General features: G+C 69.0%; 10 protein-coding genes. 3 read left to right on the plus strand and 7 right to left on the minus strand.

Features of this window, described 5'->3' with window-relative positions; genetic code table 11:
- Positions 1-65 precede the first annotated feature (65 nt).
- Entirely contained in the window at positions 66-353 is a 288-nt protein-coding gene (locus tag ACFWUP_RS14865; protein ID WP_379234448.1) for a hypothetical protein, read from the plus strand.
- A gap of 5 nt (positions 354-358) precedes the next feature.
- Here the strand turns inward: ACFWUP_RS14865 and ACFWUP_RS14870 are convergent, their stop codons facing one another.
- From ACFWUP_RS14870 to ACFWUP_RS14880, 3 genes are all read right to left on the minus strand, one after another.
- Entirely contained in the window at positions 359-2,941 is a 2,583-nt protein-coding gene (locus ACFWUP_RS14870) for a LuxR C-terminal-related transcriptional regulator (RefSeq protein ID WP_379234450.1), read from the minus strand.
- Between the two features lie 77 nt (positions 2,942-3,018).
- Positions 3,019-4,113 carry a catalase family protein gene (locus ACFWUP_RS14875; RefSeq protein ID WP_379234452.1) on the minus strand — a complete coding sequence of 365 codons (1,095 nt, stop codon included), beginning with the start codon at positions 4,111-4,113 and terminating at the stop codon, positions 3,019-3,021.
- On the minus strand, positions 4,110-5,897 hold the full coding sequence (locus ACFWUP_RS14880; RefSeq protein WP_379234454.1) for a peroxidase family protein: 1,788 nt from the start codon (positions 5,895-5,897) through the stop codon (positions 4,110-4,112). Before ACFWUP_RS14880 ends, ACFWUP_RS14875 begins: the two co-directional genes overlap by 4 nt.
- Before the next feature lie 271 nt (positions 5,898-6,168).
- Here ACFWUP_RS14880 and ACFWUP_RS14885 point away from each other — a divergent pair, with 271 nt between their 5' ends.
- Positions 6,169-6,927 (plus strand): hypothetical protein, encoded by a 759-nt coding sequence (locus tag ACFWUP_RS14885; protein ID WP_379234456.1) that lies wholly within the window; start codon positions 6,169-6,171, stop codon positions 6,925-6,927.
- Here ACFWUP_RS14885 and ACFWUP_RS14890 read toward each other — a convergent pair.
- Complete coding sequence (locus tag ACFWUP_RS14890) at positions 6,914-7,315, minus strand: hypothetical protein (protein WP_379234458.1); 402 nt, start codon at positions 7,313-7,315, stop codon at positions 6,914-6,916. The genes ACFWUP_RS14885 and ACFWUP_RS14890 overlap by 14 nt on opposite strands.
- 222 nt (positions 7,316-7,537) lie before the next feature.
- Here ACFWUP_RS14890 and ACFWUP_RS14895 point away from each other — a divergent pair, with 222 nt between their 5' ends.
- Positions 7,538-8,395: a caspase family protein gene (locus ACFWUP_RS14895; protein WP_379234460.1), complete on the plus strand. Its 858-nt coding sequence runs from the start codon at positions 7,538-7,540 to the stop codon at positions 8,393-8,395.
- 31 nt (positions 8,396-8,426) lie between these two features.
- On the opposite strand, the gene ACFWUP_RS14900 is transcribed toward ACFWUP_RS14895, so the two are convergent.
- From ACFWUP_RS14900 to ACFWUP_RS14910, 3 genes are read right to left on the minus strand one after another with little or no spacing between them, the layout of a single operon-like run.
- Positions 8,427-11,870, minus strand: a complete 3,444-nt coding sequence (locus ACFWUP_RS14900; RefSeq protein WP_379234462.1) for a hypothetical protein — start codon at positions 11,868-11,870, stop codon at positions 8,427-8,429.
- A complete protein-coding gene (locus tag ACFWUP_RS14905; RefSeq protein WP_379234464.1) occupies positions 11,867-13,954 on the minus strand; it encodes a WD40 repeat domain-containing protein in 2,088 nt (695 codons plus the stop codon). The genes ACFWUP_RS14900 and ACFWUP_RS14905 overlap by 4 nt, the downstream gene beginning before the upstream one ends.
- Complete coding sequence (locus ACFWUP_RS14910; protein WP_379234466.1) at positions 13,954-16,710, minus strand: hypothetical protein; 2,757 nt, start codon at positions 16,708-16,710, stop codon at positions 13,954-13,956. The genes ACFWUP_RS14905 and ACFWUP_RS14910 overlap by 1 nt, the downstream gene beginning before the upstream one ends.
- Positions 16,711-16,786 lie beyond the last annotated feature (76 nt).

Below are 16,786 nucleotides of genomic sequence, written 5' to 3' on the forward strand. Positions count from 1 at the left end.
GCACTGTTGAGGGAGCAAACCTCGCGCGTGTCGTGGCGGCGTCCAGGAGCGGGAAGGTGCGATCGATGACGATGCGTGGCCGGCGGAACCGACGGGATCGACACATTCGCGAAGTCAGGGAGATCCGCGCCCGGCCACGCCACCAAACCGCGCAATTCCTGCTGTCAGTGCTGATGGTGGTGTGGTTCGGGGCCGGGCTGCTGGCCGCCGTGCAGCGCGACTATTTCACCGACACCCCGGTCAACTGCGGCGACTGGGGCACGATCGGGCTCACCGCGCTCGCGGGCCCACTCAACTACCTCGGTGCGAACCCGAGGGTGAACGAATGCCAGTTGCCCGAGCCGAGCCGATGAGCTGACTAGATGAGGTCGGCGAGCTGCTCGCGATCGGTGGCGTCGAGTTTGATGCAGGCCCGGTAGATGTGACCTTCGACGGTGCGGACCGAGACGCAGAGGCGCTCGGCGATCGCGCGGTTGGACAGGCCGCGGCCGATCAGGGCGGCGATCTCGCGTTCGCGTTCGGTGATCGGCAGTGGCCGGGCCGCCGCGGTGATGGCGGGGGTGCCTGCGCCGTCGCAGCGGGCGGCCATGGCCACGGCGCGGGCGGCGGCCTGGGCGCTGGGTCGGCGCTGACCGGCGTGATCGTGGATCGGCACGGTCTGCGCGGCGGTATCGGCGGCGGACAGCAGCAGACCCGCGGCCTCGAACTCGTGGCTGACCGCTTCCAGGGCGCCGGTGTCGGCATCGGCGAGGGCCGCCGCGTGACGGGCGTAGATCGCCGCGACCGGTCCCTGGACGCGGGCGGCGACGGTGGCGAGGCGGGTGGCGAGGGTGCGGTCGCCGAATCGAGTGGCGTGGTGCAGTGCCTCGGCTTCCACGGCGTATTGACCGGCGCTGTGGGCCAGGTCGGCGGCCTTGCGGGCCAGGTCGACCGCCGAGTGCGCGCTGTGTTCGGCGGCGGCCAGCCAGGCGCGCGCGATGATCCGCTGCGGTTCGTGCAGGGCCATGTGGGGTCCGCTGTGTTCGTCGGCGTCACCGAGGACTCGTTCGGCGTGTTCGACCTCGCCCAGTGCCGCGTAGGCGCGGGCCAGCAGTAGCCGTGCGGGCAGCTTCCACGGCAGCGAGGTTTCGGCGTTGAGCGCGGCCAGCGCCTGTTCGAAGGCGGTGATCGCTTCGCGGAACCGGCCGCGATAGGTGGCAACGACCCCGTCGGCGATACGCGCGATCGCCCAACCGACGAACTGGCCCGCCGAGGAGAACTCCCGGTATTCGGTGGCCCGGCGTTCGGCGAGATCGAGGTCGCCGATGGCAGTCAGCGCGAGGACGTCGCCGTAGCGGACCATCACCCGGATGAGCCCGTCGGTCGACTTCTGCTGCGCACGACTGCGGGCGGCGATCGGCGCGAAGTCAGCGCCGCGCCCGGCCACCGGCAACGCCAAACCCAAAGCGAACGCGGCGAAATCGACGGCCTGACGCGGTGAATTCGGGTCGGCGATCACGCGCTCGGCCGCCTCGATACCGACGGCGAGGTCGTTTTCGTGCACCGCCATCGCGGCTGCGGCGGCATCGACGGTCAGGCGCAGGGCCGGATGCTCCACGCGGGCGCGCAATATCGCCATCAGCTCGCGGGCATGGTCGACATCGCCAAGGGACCAGAACCGCAGACTCGCCCGCACCAGGCCCCACTGGACCAGTTGCAGCGGGTCGAGGCGGTCGGGATCGAAGCGGGCCAGGATCTCGTCGGCGTGCTGCGGCCTGCCCTGCCACAGCAGCGCCCTGGACAGCAGTTCGGCCGCGCGCAGCCCACCGCCTCGTTCGCACGCGGCGCGCGCGAGCCGTTCGCCCAGTGGCAGATTCGCCAGCGACACCGCGTCCTTGGCGGCGTCGATCAGCAGGACGATGTCGATCGGCTGATCACTGTCCACGCACAGCCGCGCCAGCCTGATCCGGTGCGCGGGTGTGCTCAGGTCCCGGTCCTGCAGGGTCTCGACGAGACGTCCGCGCCGGGTGCGCGCGGCCGCCGTACCGACGCGGCAGCGGACCACTTCACCGAGCAGGGGGTGGCTGAACCGGACATCGACGACCCCGTTGTGGCTCGTGACCCGGATCAGGCCGGTGGCCTCGGCCGCGTCCACGGCGGCGGTGCCGACGAGTTCGCTGAGGATGTCGATGTCGAGCGGTTCGTGCACGGCGAGGGTTTCCAGCACGTCGAGTACGGGCGCACCCGCCCGGCTCAACCGCTCGTCGAGGAGCTCGACCAGGCCCGAGGGCACCGCGGTGGGCCCGCGCAGCTGCCAGACGCCGTTGACATCGGTCAGGGTGCTGGCCTCGACACCGCCCTCGACCATATTGCGCAGGAACAGCGGGTTGCCGCCCGAGGATTCCCACATCACGTCGGCGCTGAGCCCCTCCAAGGTGCCGCCGAGCACGGTTTCGACGATCTCGGTGCACTGGGTTCTGGTGAACGGCGCCAACTCGATTCGCTCGAGGTAGCCGTCTTTCCACAGTGCGGTGACCGCGTCGGGCAGCGGCTCACCGGTGCGGACGGTGGCGATGATGCGGGCGCGGTGGTCGACGGCGATCTGGTGCACCAGCGTCGCGGAGAGGGTGTCGAGCAGGTGCGCGTCGTCGACGCCGATCACCGTGTCCGGCTGGGCGAGCACGTTCTCCCTGGCCGAGTGCAGCAGTGCGAGCGGATCGCGCGATGCCGAGGCGGCGATCCATGGCGCGAACGCACCGAGCGGAATGGCTTGGGACGAGGCGGTGCACGCCACCCAGCGCACCGGTTCGGACAACGTCGCGGTGACCAGCCGGGCGAGGGTGGTCTTGCCGACGCCCGCGGCACCGACCAGGATCACGCCACCGGCGTCCGGATTCGTCAAAGCCGCACGGACGGCGTCGTATTCGGCGGGACGATCGAGCAGCTGCCAGAGTCCGGCCATGCGTGAAAAGTGTAGTTCTCCTCCGCCGTCGTCACAACGAATCGGCCGGTCGGCACGCGGGTGAAGCGGCATGGTGATCATGGCGGGAGCTCGGTGGCGTCGCGTGGCTCGACGCGCGGCGCGTTGTTGACGTCGTGGCGGTAGTTGCTCGATGCCTCGTACACCCGCTGCTTGAGCCGGTTGATCGAACCCAGTGGCCGGTGCGCGTCCAGGCCACGCCAGGAGTTGAACGAAAGCACGTCGTCGCCGTAGGCACGCCGCTGTGGGGTGTAGGGATCTTGCACGTCGAAGCGGATGGTCGCGATCGTCCGGTGCGGCGACTCGTCCTCCGGCCACGGCTCGGTCGCGTCCTCGATCGGCATCGTGGCGATGTCGGTACACAGTTGGGCGCGCAGTTCGTAGGTGGCGCTGTGCCCGGCGAAGAAGTCGACGATCAGATCCTGGTGCGCGTTGACACCCGCGTCGGGGTCGACCGGTTGACCTTGCAGCGCAACGACTTCCGGCGACACAGGCGCGTAGAGCAGCTTAGCGACGTAGTCCCCGAAGCGCAGCGGCGCCGAGGTGAAGAACGTCTCGCCGAGGATGTGGGTATTGGGCGCGACGAAGACACCGAGATTCGGTGGCACGCTGCGCCCGATCCGGCGCAGGACGTGGGTGTTCAGCGCGGCGACGAGGTCGCTGCCCGCACGCAGGGCCAGATCCGGGAGCCGGGCCAGCGCCCAGGCGGTCGGCATGCCCTTGGTGAGGTACGCGTGCGCGTCGGCGAAGAGGAATTCGCGGTGGGTGACCATGATGAAGTCCTGGGTGGTCGCCTCGTCGTCGGGCAGTGCGCGTGGCCCGTGCACACCGAGCACTTTGATTCCCAGTCCGCGCACCCCGCGCAGTTGATCGCTGCGGATCACTCCGGACGTGCTCGACAAGCGTGCGATCACCGGATAGGTGGCGGGGGTGGCGAACATGCCCTGCGCCAGCTCGGGTGGCAGGCCCGCGGGCACCGTCAGTTCGCCGCGCAGGATGCCGTGGCTCTTGGCGTGCGCGTCACGCAGGCCACGCTTGTACTTGCGATAGGCGCGTTCGTTGTTGTCGCGCAGCACCGCGATGATCCTGTCGATGTCGCGTTCTTCGTCGGGGCGCGGCTGTTCCAGGTCGGGGCGGTAGCGCAGGTAGCTCATCGCTGACTCCTCCACGGGGCGAACGGATTCGCGACGCCGTCGAGCGCGGGCGCCAGGGTCGGGAAATGGCGCAGCAGCAGGCTGCGCATCGTGGTGTCGCGCACCCAGGCCATGCCGGCCTCGGTGTAGACCTCGGGCCGGAAGTCGGTGGTGAAGAACCGGTCGGCCGACAGCCGCCGCGACGCCATCAGCACGAACACGCGAAAGGCGGTGTCGCTGAAGCCGAAACCGGGCGGTTTGGGTTCGGCGTAGAGGCCGATCATCAGGTCGACGTCGTCCACGTCGCCGTAGACCTGTTCGAGTTCGCGCGCCCAGCGCGGGTCGTCGGTGAGTTCGCCGAAGGAGGTGACCGGCGGCAGCCGCAGTTGGCGCCGGAACTCGTTGTAGCGCGGCACACCTCGCTCGCGGACCCGCAGAATGTCGACCGTCGCGAGGTCGAGGGGTGGTTGGCCGGGGCGCTCGAGGTGTTGCAGGTGTGCGGGGTAGTTGTGCAGGGTCAGCGCGCCGGGGTTGGCTCGGCCGAAGGAGTAGAGCAGGGTGTCCATCGGGGTCTCGGCGAGGCGTTCGCGGATGTGGGCGACGCCGAGCTCAGGGAGGGTGTGCTCGGCCAGCACGGTGTCGTCGGCGAGGCTGCGGACGAGGAGTTCGTCGGGGATCAGCGGATGCATGCGGTAGACCGCGACGAACTCCTCGGTGAGCGAATACCCCACCCCGCTGTCGTCGTGCGTGGAACCCGGTATGCCACACAGCACTTCGTTGTCGAGGAGCGTGCCGAAGCGCCGCGACAACCGCTCCCCCAGCAGCCCGAACCAGTTGGCGCGCATGGCCACGACCGTGGTGGGGTGGGCGATGATCGCCGGGGTCCAGTCGACGGTGTGGATCTTCGCGATCAGCGCGGAATTGACCAGTCGCGCGGTGTCGTAGAGCTGTTGGTCGTCCATGTCGGGATAGCGCCGGGTCAGGCGGGAGCAGATCGCGTTGTGTTCGCGCAGGAACAGCGAGTGCAGCAGGGCGAGGCCGACCCAGGCATTGGCCGCCGCGGGCGCGAGCGCCACCAGGCGTTCGGCGTCCAGCGGTGGCAGACCCAGTTCGTCGATCACGAGCTGGCCGTGCTTGCCAGAGCGCAGGGACGCGGCGAATTCGGCTGTGCTGCCGTAGATCTGGGAGGCGTCCCACCAGTGGGTCTCGCCGGTGACGTAGGTCGGCGCACCTTCTGGATCGGGGGCGGGCACTGTCGCCGTTCGTGGGATCGTCATCGGGGGGTGCGGCCACTGATCGTCGTCGTCCAGGGTGACGGTGAACGGTTCGTGTTCGGCCGGGTCGTGGACGAACCAGTCGTGTACCTCGAACTGGATCCACGCGGCCGCGAGCAGATTCAGGGTGGTGGCGGGCTGGAATTCCTCGCGCGTGAGCAGTTTCCGGCTGACCGTGCGCGGGTTGGGTGCCATGATCCGCACCGGATCCTCGGGATGGGTGCGGTCGAGGGGGACGTTGCGCCCGAAGCGGCAGCCGATCGAGCCCGCGCGCGGGTCGTCGGGACTGTTGTAGGTGCCGTCGATGGTGCGCGCGCCCTGGTGTTCGCCCGCGACATCCGGTGGCAGCGGCCCGGCCGGGTGCGGGCCGGTATCGAAGAGGTTGCGGGACCGTAGTCTGCTGCGCAGGCCGATCAGCACGGCCAACCCCACCGGGGTCGGCAACCGGAACCAGCCGACCCGCCGGTCGAGCGCTTCGGCGCCGGCGACGAGTGCGCGGGTGACCAGTGACTGTTGCTGTGCGTCGACCATCGAGAACCTCCACGGGATGGCACCGACTCGGCGCCTACCGGACCGATCGAATCCAGTCTCCGACACCTGGTCAGGCCTGTCACGAGTAGTCGACTACGCGCGGCCCCGGCGCGTCGCCGATCGGGGGGTGTCGTCGGCGATGCGCATCCTGTGAGACCTGATCGGGTAGCGCACTACGCGCGCGCCGCCGCCGGTCGATCGACGAATCTGAGGTCGAGGGCGCCCGCCCACCGCGGGCAGTACCCGTCACAGCGACCGAAAGGGGGCACCGGTGATCACGCCGATCGAGATCAAAGTGAACCTCGACGGGGACGTCGCGGCCGCACTGCGGCGGCTGCGATGTAGCGACACCGCCGCGACCGCCCGCGACATCTGGTTCGCCGAACCATTGCGCCCCGGTTCGCCGGGCGCGCCCACCCTGCTGTCGAGCCGCATCGTGATCCGGTTGCGGAGCGGCGCACAGGACGATCTCACCGTCAAGCTGCGGCCGTGCCACGCCGCCCAGCTGACGGGCCGCTGGGCGGCGCCCTTCACCGAGCCGGGGATCCGCTACCGCATCGAAAGCGATTGGTCCGGCGGCCGACGGATGCTGTCGGCCTCGGCGATCAGCCAGCGGTCCCCCGGGTCCCTGCGCGCCGCCGTTGCCGGCGGTGTCGATGTCACCGACACGCTGAACTCGGCCCAGCGGCAGTTCCTGGTGAGCTGCACGCCGCCCGGCGTCGCGGTCGATCACCTGCGCGCGATGGGCCCGGTCGCGTCCGCGCGGTGGACGGGACTACCGGTGGGGAATCAGCACGCCGATGTGGAGCGGTGGGCCGTCGCCGGTCTCGATCTGGTCGAGTTGTCGGTGAAAGTCACACCCCGACACGGTGATTCGCCCGTCGATCTGCATCTGCGCGCACTCGACGCGCAGCGCGCACTCGAAGAAGCCCTACACGCGCTCGGCATCACGATCGCGGCGGGCGATACGAAAACCGAGCAGGTGCTCACCGCGCTGGCGGGAGCACCGTCACGGCTCAATTGGCGATGATGAAATTGAACAGCACCCTGATATTGCTGCTCCACCCCACGTGATAGCGCACGGTCATGGTGCCGTCGGCATGCGGAACCACATTCAGGACCTGAGTGGTGGCGGGCCCGAGGAACGGGGTGCCGTTGGTGTCGATCTCGGTCAGGCTGACCGAGACCTGGCTGTCGGCCCGCACATCGGCACTCGGGAATCCGAATACCCACGCACCGGTGCCGTGTGTGCGCAGAATCTTCTGTGCCCAGAAAATCGACGTGATATTCGTCTGACCGATGGCCCGCACGCCTGCCTCGTCGGCACCGTAGCCGCTTTTCGCCGGCTCGAACGCGTCTTCTTCTTCGGTATCCACGCTCGCTGCCACGACCGCGTCCTCCGTATCCGTTCCCAACATTTCGCTGTCCTTTCTCGACGGAATTACTGTGTGGAGCTATCGTCGCGCGCCGGCCCGCCTGTCCGAATGCGTAATCCACTACCCCATTACGCGCGCGGATTTTCGTTTCGCGCATTCGAGTAGTCGGCCACGCTATCGAGTTCCGCACGGCCGCAGGAAGATCGAGTGGTGTCGAAGCTCTCGGCACGGAGGTGTTCGATATCTCTAGATGGAGGAACGACAGTGACCGGATATTCCTTGCATATCGGATTGAATCGGGTCGATCCCGCCGCGTACGACGGCTGGGACGGCGCTCTCGCCGGCTGTGTCAACGATGCAAATTCCATGGCCGCGCTGGCCGCGGCACAGGGATTCGCCACCTCGACGAAATTGCTCGACAGTGCGGCGACCTCTTTCGCGATCATCGGCGAAATCGGTCAGCTCGCGCACAATGCGCAGCCCGGCGATCTCGTGCTCATCACCTATTCGGGTCACGGTGGCCAGACCTGGGATGTCGACGGCGAGGAGGACGACAGCCAGGACGAGACCTGGGTGGCCTTCGATCGCCAGATCGTCGACGACGAGCTGTATCAGATGTGGCGCCAGTTCGCCGCGGGTGTGCGCGTGGTCGTGTGCTCGGACAGCTGTCACAGCGGGTCGGTGGTCCGTGACGTGTTCACCCGCGACGCACGGGCGGCGATCATCGACGTGGCCGAGCGCGCCGCCGATCCGGCCGGGCTCACCGTCGTCGCGGGCAGCCCCAAGGCGATGCCGCGCGATGTGCAGACCGAGGACAACAAGCGGCGCAGGCAGCTGTACTCGTTCGTCCAGCGGCTCAGTGGTCCGCAGGCGCGGGCCGATATCCGGGCGGGGGTGCTGCTGCTGTCCGGCTGCCAGGATTCGCAGCTGTCCTATGACGGGCCGGTCAACGGCCAGTTCACCGGGTCCTTGCTCGAGGTCTGGGGCAACGGCACCTTCACCGCCGGGTATTCGCAGTTCCACCGGCAGATCATGAACATCATGCCGCCCGACCAGGTTCCGAACCTGTTCACGATCAACGCGGGCGCCGATTTCGTCGATCAGCGCCCGTTCACGCCGTAGCCGCCGAGGGTGCGGGGTTCGCCCCGCACCGTCACGGTCGGTGCCATTCGGCGGGCAGGACGATGGTGGCGACGAAGACATTGCGCAAGCACAGATCATCCGGCAGGTCGGCAGCGGTGGAGCCGGGGATATTCTCGGACTCGCGCAGGCGCAGCCGCAGATGCCCGCTCTCGCCCGGCAACGGCAGCGGCGGGATCTGCCCGTCGGCTGTGCGTTCGACGGTGTGTACCGGCCGCCAAGCCGCGAGCTCCGGTGACGCGGCGGGATCGGCGATGACGACCTCGACCGTGTCCGGTGTGTGCTGCTCCGGGCAGGATTCGAGCAATACCGTCAGCCGGTTGAGCGGATTCGGTGACGTGCCGGCGACGGTGACCCGCAGCTCGGCACCCGCCCGCTCGACGACAACGTGCCGATCGGGCAGGAGCGGGACGCTTTCGGTGACGACGAGCGGCGACAGGCTCATCCCGTCCAGGCTGTGGCGTTGACAGCGGGCGACGACCAAGCGCACGAACGGGTTGTACGACCGATCATCCTGCGGCACAGCGATTTCCACGTCCGCGAACCAGCGGTCACCGCCGGGTGAGACCTCATGTGGGGCGATCACGACCAACTCTCCGAGCTCCGCGACGAAAACCTCGCTCGTCGACGCGCGGAACCATGCGGCGGGCGGAAAGGTCCTGGTCGACGGTGTGCCGAACAGCGGATCACGGCCCATCCGGCTCACCGACTCGCGCACGGGAGGCGACGGGTCCTCGCTCGGCGCGAGCACGACAGCCAGCTGTTCGCCCTGGCCCGTCTCGAACCAGGGGCGCGCCACCTCGACGCGCAATCGCCCACTGTCCCTGTGGAATTCGAGCCGATCGGGTCCCGCCCTTTCGCTGCGCACACCGAAGGCGGGCACCACACCGAGCACCACCGGCGCGGTCGGTCGTGCACAGGACGCGACGATGACCGGCGCCTGCGTACGGCTGACGCTGAACGCCTCTTCGGGTTCGTCGGCGGTGAAGTACTGCCGATACCGGCTGACGGCGGTGAGCGTGTAGTCGATGGTGCGGTGTCGGGTGTCGCCGAACTCGTGCCGAATCCGCACCAGCGGTTCCGCGCCGGGCGCGAGCGTCTGGCTGTGCAGGTGCGCGATTCCCACCGGGCGAGTCTCGGCGCCCGCTTCGAGTCCGGTATCGCTGATCTCGGTCCACGCGGCGGCCACTTCGAGCCGCCCGGTGCTGTCGGGGTCGAGACCGGCATCGGGGCCTACGGGCGGGAAACCGGGTGCGAGCAGCACCGTCGGATCGTGTGGGCCGCGTATGACGGCGGTCGCGGGCAGGGTCCACAGTGGTTGGCGCAGTGGACGTTTGACGGCGTGCACCACCGCGATCCGGATCGGTGGCGTGACCGCCGGATTGCGGCCGAGCTTGGTGCTGTCCGGGGAGATCGCCGCCTCGCCCGCCCCACCGGCGAGAAAGTCACTGATGGCCAGGTGGTTGGACAGTTCCCCGTCGAGGGTGGAGCTCAGCTCGATCGTCGCCTCCTTTCCCTTGGCCAGCGCGACGATCAGCCGGTCGCCGTTCCACCCCACGGTGATCGACGGTTCGCCGGAATGTTCGCGCAGCTCCAGGGTTTTGGATGCGAAGTCCGGCCAGCCGGGGGCCCACGCGCTGTGGTCACCGATCGGCACTGCCAGCCCGGCCTCGCCCGCGCGCACGTGTGCCCGCACGCCGCTGGCGACCGGGTCGGGCAAGCCGGAGCCGGTGCCGTCGGCGTCCATCGCGCCCTGTGCCAGCCGGAAGGATTCCTCGTTGCTCATCTCGTCGAGCACACGGTGCTGTTCGATCACCGAGAACGGTGCGGTCGGAGGTCGCAGGACGCGCGCGTCGATCGCGGGATAGGCGGGGTCGGTGGCGCTGAGCTGATCGACGGTCCGGTCGAAGTCGCTGCGGATCACCAGTCGTGCGACGGCGGCACCCGGTGCGAGCGCGGCCGGTCCGTGGAGTTCGGGTGGCGGTACCGGGTCGTGGCGCAGGTAGCTCACGCCGGTGCTGGCGACCGTCGCGTCGGCGAGTTCGGCGGCGGTGAGCCCGCCGCCTGCCATATCCGCGATCCGCACCCGCATCTGGTACAGATCGGCGAAGCGCAGGGCCGGCATGCTGTGCGGGGGGACCGTGAATGTCCAGCGGAAGTCGAACGGCAAGGGCTGGGCCGGATTTCGCGCTGGACCCGCGGTGTCACCGCGCAGGTTCGGTGACGGTAGCGCCAGGCTCCAGCCGTCCCACCGGACCACGACCTCGTCGGCACGCAACTGCCCGTCGGCACCGCGAACCGCCGCGAACGGCTTGACGTGCCCTTCTTCGCGCCCCGACACGATGTCGACCCCGTTGACGCGATAGTCGGCGTCGCGTTCACACACCGACAGCCACGGTGTTCCCTCGCGGCGGATGTCAACGCGGTAGCCGAGCACGAGGTCCTCGGCCGAGAACACGGCATCGCCGATTGCCCTGGCGCGACGGCCGGCACCGCTGCGCGCGGCGAACTCACGGCCACGGCCGGGCCGGATCAGCGAGATTCCGGTGGAGCGGACCGGCGGGAGAGTGGCGTTCTCGGGTGGGTTCAGCGCGAAATCGTGGGCCGCCTGCCGGAATCCGTCCGCGCCGCCGTCGATGTCGAAAGTAGCTATCGCCCAACGACGTTGAGCGGCAGGGGCGGTCGGGTCGGTGAGGGAGGCGGAATCGGAGAGATCGAGCAGGCCCGCGCGGATACCGGAGGAGCCCTCGGCCGTCGGGGCGGGTCGGAAGCTGGTCGCGGTGAGTTCGTAGCGAGTCCACGGGGAGGTGACGAGGTTGCGCAGGAACGGCGGATCGATACAGCGCACACTCAGTTGCGCGGTGCCCGGATCCAGATCGCCTGCCTCGCACCGTAATTCGAAGATCAGACCGAGTTCGAGCAGCACCGCCGGATGTTCACGCAGGTTCGAGACGGTGCGGTGGAAGTCGGTGACGACCGGTGGTGGCGGTGCGATCTCGTCCGGGACCGGGGGTGTCGGGGCGCCGTTCCAGCCGGAGATCTGGTCGCGGACCGCCGCTTCGGTCTCCTCCGGGGTGCGTTCAGCTCCGGCTCGGGTGACTGTGCGCAGGGTGGCGGCAACTTGCCGTGCCGTGGTCGAGGTGTCGGAGACGCGGGGTAGTTGCACCGTCCGGTCCTCCCACTGCCGCACGAAACCGGCTTCCCCACCGAAGAATTCGGTCCACAGTTCCGATTTCGCCCTGGCGATCAGACGCGGCGACCGGCCGATCACCCGCTCCCCCACCGCGGTGCGTACCCGAAGTTCGAAACCGACCTGGTCGGTGAGGATCGACGGCCAGTCCGTCAGGCCGAAGTCACTCAGCATGCCTTCCGCGAGCCTCGGCACCACCAACACCCGCAGCGACAGCTCCGCGCCGTCGCGGCCGTCGGGCACGGCGACCCACAGGATTTCGCTCATCGCTGACCCATTTCGTACACGCGCGCGACATTGTCGGTGCAGGCGCCGACAACGATCTGGCGATCACCTCCGGATGCCAAGTGGCTCATCGGCATCGGATGCAGGAACCGATCGGTCTCGCGTCCGGTGACGGGATCGATGACCGCCACCACCGAGTCGTCGGCCGACACCACCAGCCCGCCACTCGCCGCGAACACCAAGTCGTTCACGGCGGCCCTGGTCGGGATCCGGTGCACCAGCACCTGCTGATCGCCGTCGATGCGCCAGATATCGACGGTGTTCGCGGTACCCGCCGTGGCGAGCAGGGTGGCGTCGGCCGAGAGAGCGAGAACTGTCACCGAACCCGGGTGCTCGATGCGCCATCGCCGCTGGCCGGTCGCCACATCGATCGCGACGGTGCTGCCGTCCTCGCTGGCCGTGACCACTGTTCCGGCACCTGCACGCAGCGCGCGAATCTTGGCATCGTGCTCGAACGGCGGATGCAGTTCGTCCCCGGTCGTCGCGGACAGGATGCGCACCTTGCGATCCAGTGCCGCGGTCGCGACCCAGGCGCCGCCGAGACCGATCGCGAGATGGGTGACCGCCAGTGGATGCGGGTGCGACCAGAGCGCGCCCACGTCCTCGAGGTCGCCGCTGGGCACGCGGTCGAACAGCCGGGCGGTGCGGTCAGCGCTCGCGGTCGCCACTCGGGTTCCGTGGTCGCTGAACGCGACCGCGTTGACCGGGCCGGTGTGGCGGGCCGTCCAGCGCGCGCCGGTGAGTGTGTCGAAATGCCGGACCCTGCCGTCGCTGCTGCCGGTGACGACGCTGTGCCCGTCGGGGCTGACCGCGACCGCGCCGATCGGGCCGGGGTGAACGCGCTCGAGCATGAGCTCACCGCCGCCCGCCCGGAAGACGACCAGGCGGGATTCGGCGGCGGCCGCGACGATGCCTGCGGGACCGTCGCTCGCGGCGACCGCGGCGATGCGGGCCTGGCAGTCGCGGCGTGAGCGCGCGGGTGTGCCGAGTTCGTAGACGCGAACGCTGGACTCACCGCCCGTGACGATCCGCGAGCCGTCGTCGGTCACCGCCAGGTGGGAAACGTCTCGTCCGGGATCGGACCACACCAACGCCTCACCCGTGGTCTCGACGACACTGATGCCCACACATCCGGTCAGCGTGACGTTCACGGCGAGTTGCGCACCCTCGGAAAGGAATTCACCGGCGAAGGGCTTTCCGGTCAACGGTAGCGGCAGCAGTCTCCGAACACTGCCGTCGACCACCGACAGCAGGGCCACCTGCTCGGTCCCGATCTGCATCAGCGTGCTGAGATCGGGGCCGAACGCGAGCGGGTCCATCCAGAGTTTGGTGCTCGCCAATTCGGGCACGTCGATCACCCCGCGCCGGATGGGCGCACCGTCGGCATCGGCGCGGAGCTCGTAGGTCACGATCTGTGCCCACCCGGCGCTGGCGACGACCACCGCATCGCCGGCCGCACTGAACACCGCGGCCGACGGGACGTTCTCGTGGTCGTCCAGCTCCCACCTCGCTGCGCCCGTAGGCGCGTCGACCAACGATGGACTGCCGGTGCACATCAACGGGGATTCGCGGTGGAACCGGGGACGCGCCACCGTATTTCCCAGCTCGTATCGGAGTGCGCCGGTGGCCGCGTCGAGCATGAAGACGTGCGATGGTTCACCGAGGGCCTGATCACGGACACCGACGACGCCCAGTTGTGTTCCGTCCGGACCGAACGTCAGGTAGCCGAAGCTGTCGACCGTCCAGATCTGCTCGCCGGTCGCGGTCCGCAGCAAGCAGATGCGCAGCCGGGAGTCCTGGTCCTGGACAGACACCGCGACCGAGGCGCCGTCGGGGGCGAAGACGATGTCGAAGCAGGTCAGGCCCGGCACCGTCCAGGCAGGCAGGCCGGTCTGGGTGTCGATCATGCTCAGGCCGAGCACCGTACCGCCGCCGCCGACGCCGAAGGGACCTATCGTCAGCGCGCCCGCGCAGATCCACCGTCCGTCGTGGCTTGTGGCCACCCGGCCGACCCCGTGCGTCAGCTCGGCATCGAGCACCACTCGGAAGAACTCGGATTCGTCCATCACTCTCGCCCTACTCCCGCGAACGCGGCCCGATATTCGAGCCACTGCGCCATTGCCGTATCCCGATCTCGCAGCGCCGGTCGACGCGCCGCACCGCCCGCCAGCACCCATTCCCCGCTGTCGAGTTCGACGCTGTCCGACCACAGGGTCAGGTCGATCTCGATGACCAGCGTCGCCCGGCCGACGAGCGCGTTGCGTTCGGAGCGGTAGGTCAGTGACAGGCACAGCTCGATCGACACGCTGATCAGCCCGAGCACCTCGACGCAACCACCGATGCGCAGGTAGCCGCACAGTGTCACGGCGCCGTCGCGTTCGAGGGTGAACCTGACCCCGCCGAGTGCGTGCACTTCGCCCGAAGCGACGACGAAGTCGACCGCGACGAACGCACCGAATTCCAGGGCGGCCTCCAGCCTGCGCAGCCCGTCGCGGTCGAGCTCGATCTCGAGGTAACCGCCCCCGCCGAACACCATCACGCTGAGCTGGAACGGGCTGACCCGGCTGGCGAACCCGAAAGTGAAGCCGACCGGGTCGCCGGTGAAGGGGATGTCGATGGCCGCGGTGAGTGCGATATTGCGCATGACGAAGGCACCCGCGGTGACCGGTGGCAGCGGCAGCGCGTAGCGCACCGCGATGCCGTCCGGGGTGATGTCGAGCAGCTTGCCGGTGTCGCCGAGCTGCACCAGATCCTGGAGTTCTTTCAGCAGGGTCAGTTCGCCGACGAATTCGACATCGATGCCGTCGACGCTGACATCGGGTGCGGATCCTGCCCGCTGGGTGAAGGTGAGGGCCTTGAAATTCAGGCGCAGCACACGACGCGGTCCCGGCGGCAATTCGAGGCTGAAATCCCGGACGGCGCACAGTGTTTCGTTCTTGTCCGGCGAGGCGACGACGGTGAGGTCGAGCCGGGTGCCGGGTCGGGCCACGAAGGCGCCCGTCGATCGCAGGGCGACATCGCGCCACTGCATGCGCACCTCCGGTGCCGCGCCGAGCCTGGGCACCGCGGTGATCTCCGGTGGCAGGCGCAGTTGGGTCACCAGCGTCTTCAACGGAAAGCCCAGCAGGGCAGCCTGATCGGAGGGAAACAGTGCTGCGGGGTCGATCAACCCGGTCGCCGGATGCGGCAGGGCACCCAGGTTGACCGGGCCGAGGCTGCGCGAGATCGCGTTGGCGAGGTACTTCGGGGCGAGCAGGCCACCCGATCGTCCGGAGTCACGAGCGAAGTCGATTTCGCGCGTCTGATTCGACACCATCTCCATCACCACATCGGCGGCGCCGTCGCGTAAGTAGTTGTCCGACAAGCGCACCGAGGTCAGCTGGTCGTCGCCGCGCAACACCCGCAAGGCGGGCAATGCGATCTCGAGCTGGGCGAGGCCCGCCCGGTAACCGTCGGCGAGTGACTGGTTCGCGATGCCGGCGATCGTCAGGCCGTGCACTTCGTGGATATCGCCGCGGGCGCGGCCACCCGTGCCCGTGATATCGATCGGTGTCGGGGCGAAGGCCACCGCCGCCGCGCCGTAATCACTGGAAAGGCGCTGCGCCAGGCCGGGATCGGTGAGTGAGGTGGTCGCGCCGACGGCGATCTCGGCGACGAAGAACAGCGGCATCGCGAAGGTGACTGCACCGGTGCCGGTCGTGCACCGGATCGGGAACAGCACCGGCACACCCGCCGCGGTGGTCGGGCGGAAGTGCGTGGACTGCTCCCCGATGCCGGGCAGTGCGGTCCGCTGCCAGCCCGCGCCGGGGACCGCGGCGTTCGGTGAGGCGATATCGGTGTATGTCGTCTGTTCGACCTCGATGTCGCCGAGCGGAAATCGGCGGCGCAGCCCGCGGTCGTCGGGTGGGTGACGTACCGGCTCGACCACGGTGAGCACGCCGACCCGGCGCAATACCGCCGCCCCGCCTGCCGTGGCGTCGAATTCTCGCGTGACGACCTCGAGGTATTCAGCCCGGTGCCCCAGCGGATACAGCACGCCCTCGAGCCGCGCGCGGACCAGCATGTCGCGGCCGAGTACGGCGCGTTGTTCCCATTCGAAAGCCGTCCAGGCCCCCTTGGCATACAGGGTGCCACCGAGGGTGCTGAGTTCGAGCCGGGCTGCCGTAGCCGGTCGCACGGCGGTTTCCGCCACCAGTCGGGTGCGGAGTGCTCGCGGCAGTCCGATGGTGTTGTTCGGTCCGAAATCGGGATCGGCGGTGTTCGCGATGTCGGGCTCGATGACCCGCACGGTGAGATGCGCGTCCGACAGTGCCACCGCGGCGGGGACTTCGGCGTCGACGAGCCTGGTTCGCCACAGCCCGTGCACACCGGCGGCCGTGGTGTGCGAGCCATGTCTGCACACGACCGTGCCGCCGTCAGTCCTGGCACCCGGCACCAGCATCGTGCGCCACGGGATTTCCAGGGCGGTCTCCTGCGCCGACGCCACCGCGAGCGGAACCGAACCCATGGCGTCGAGAATCCCGTTGGCGGTCAACGGGATTCGCCGACCGGGTGGTATCGCCGCGACGATCCGGCTCGGACCGGCGAGCACTCCGCGCCACCCTGGCACCTCCGCTCCTGTGGTGCCCGCCGCCAAGGAAAGCGGGGCCTGCGACTGCTGCGGGGAGCATTCCTCACCCACGTGCTGCGGCGGAAACAGCAGCCACAGCCGGGCCTGCTCCCCCGCTACGAGCACACCGGTCCCGTCGGTGGTGCAGTCCGACCAGCGGACACCGATCACCAGGTGGTCCGCCGACCGGACCAGCAACGCCTCGCCGTCCATCAGCCCATGCCTTTCGCCTCGTCCATCAGCCCATGCCTTTCGCCTCGTCCATCAGCCCATGCCTTTCGCCTCGTCC

Source organism: Nocardia sp. NPDC058658 (assembly GCF_042716665.1).
GTDB lineage: Bacteria > Actinomycetota > Actinomycetes > Mycobacteriales > Mycobacteriaceae > Nocardia.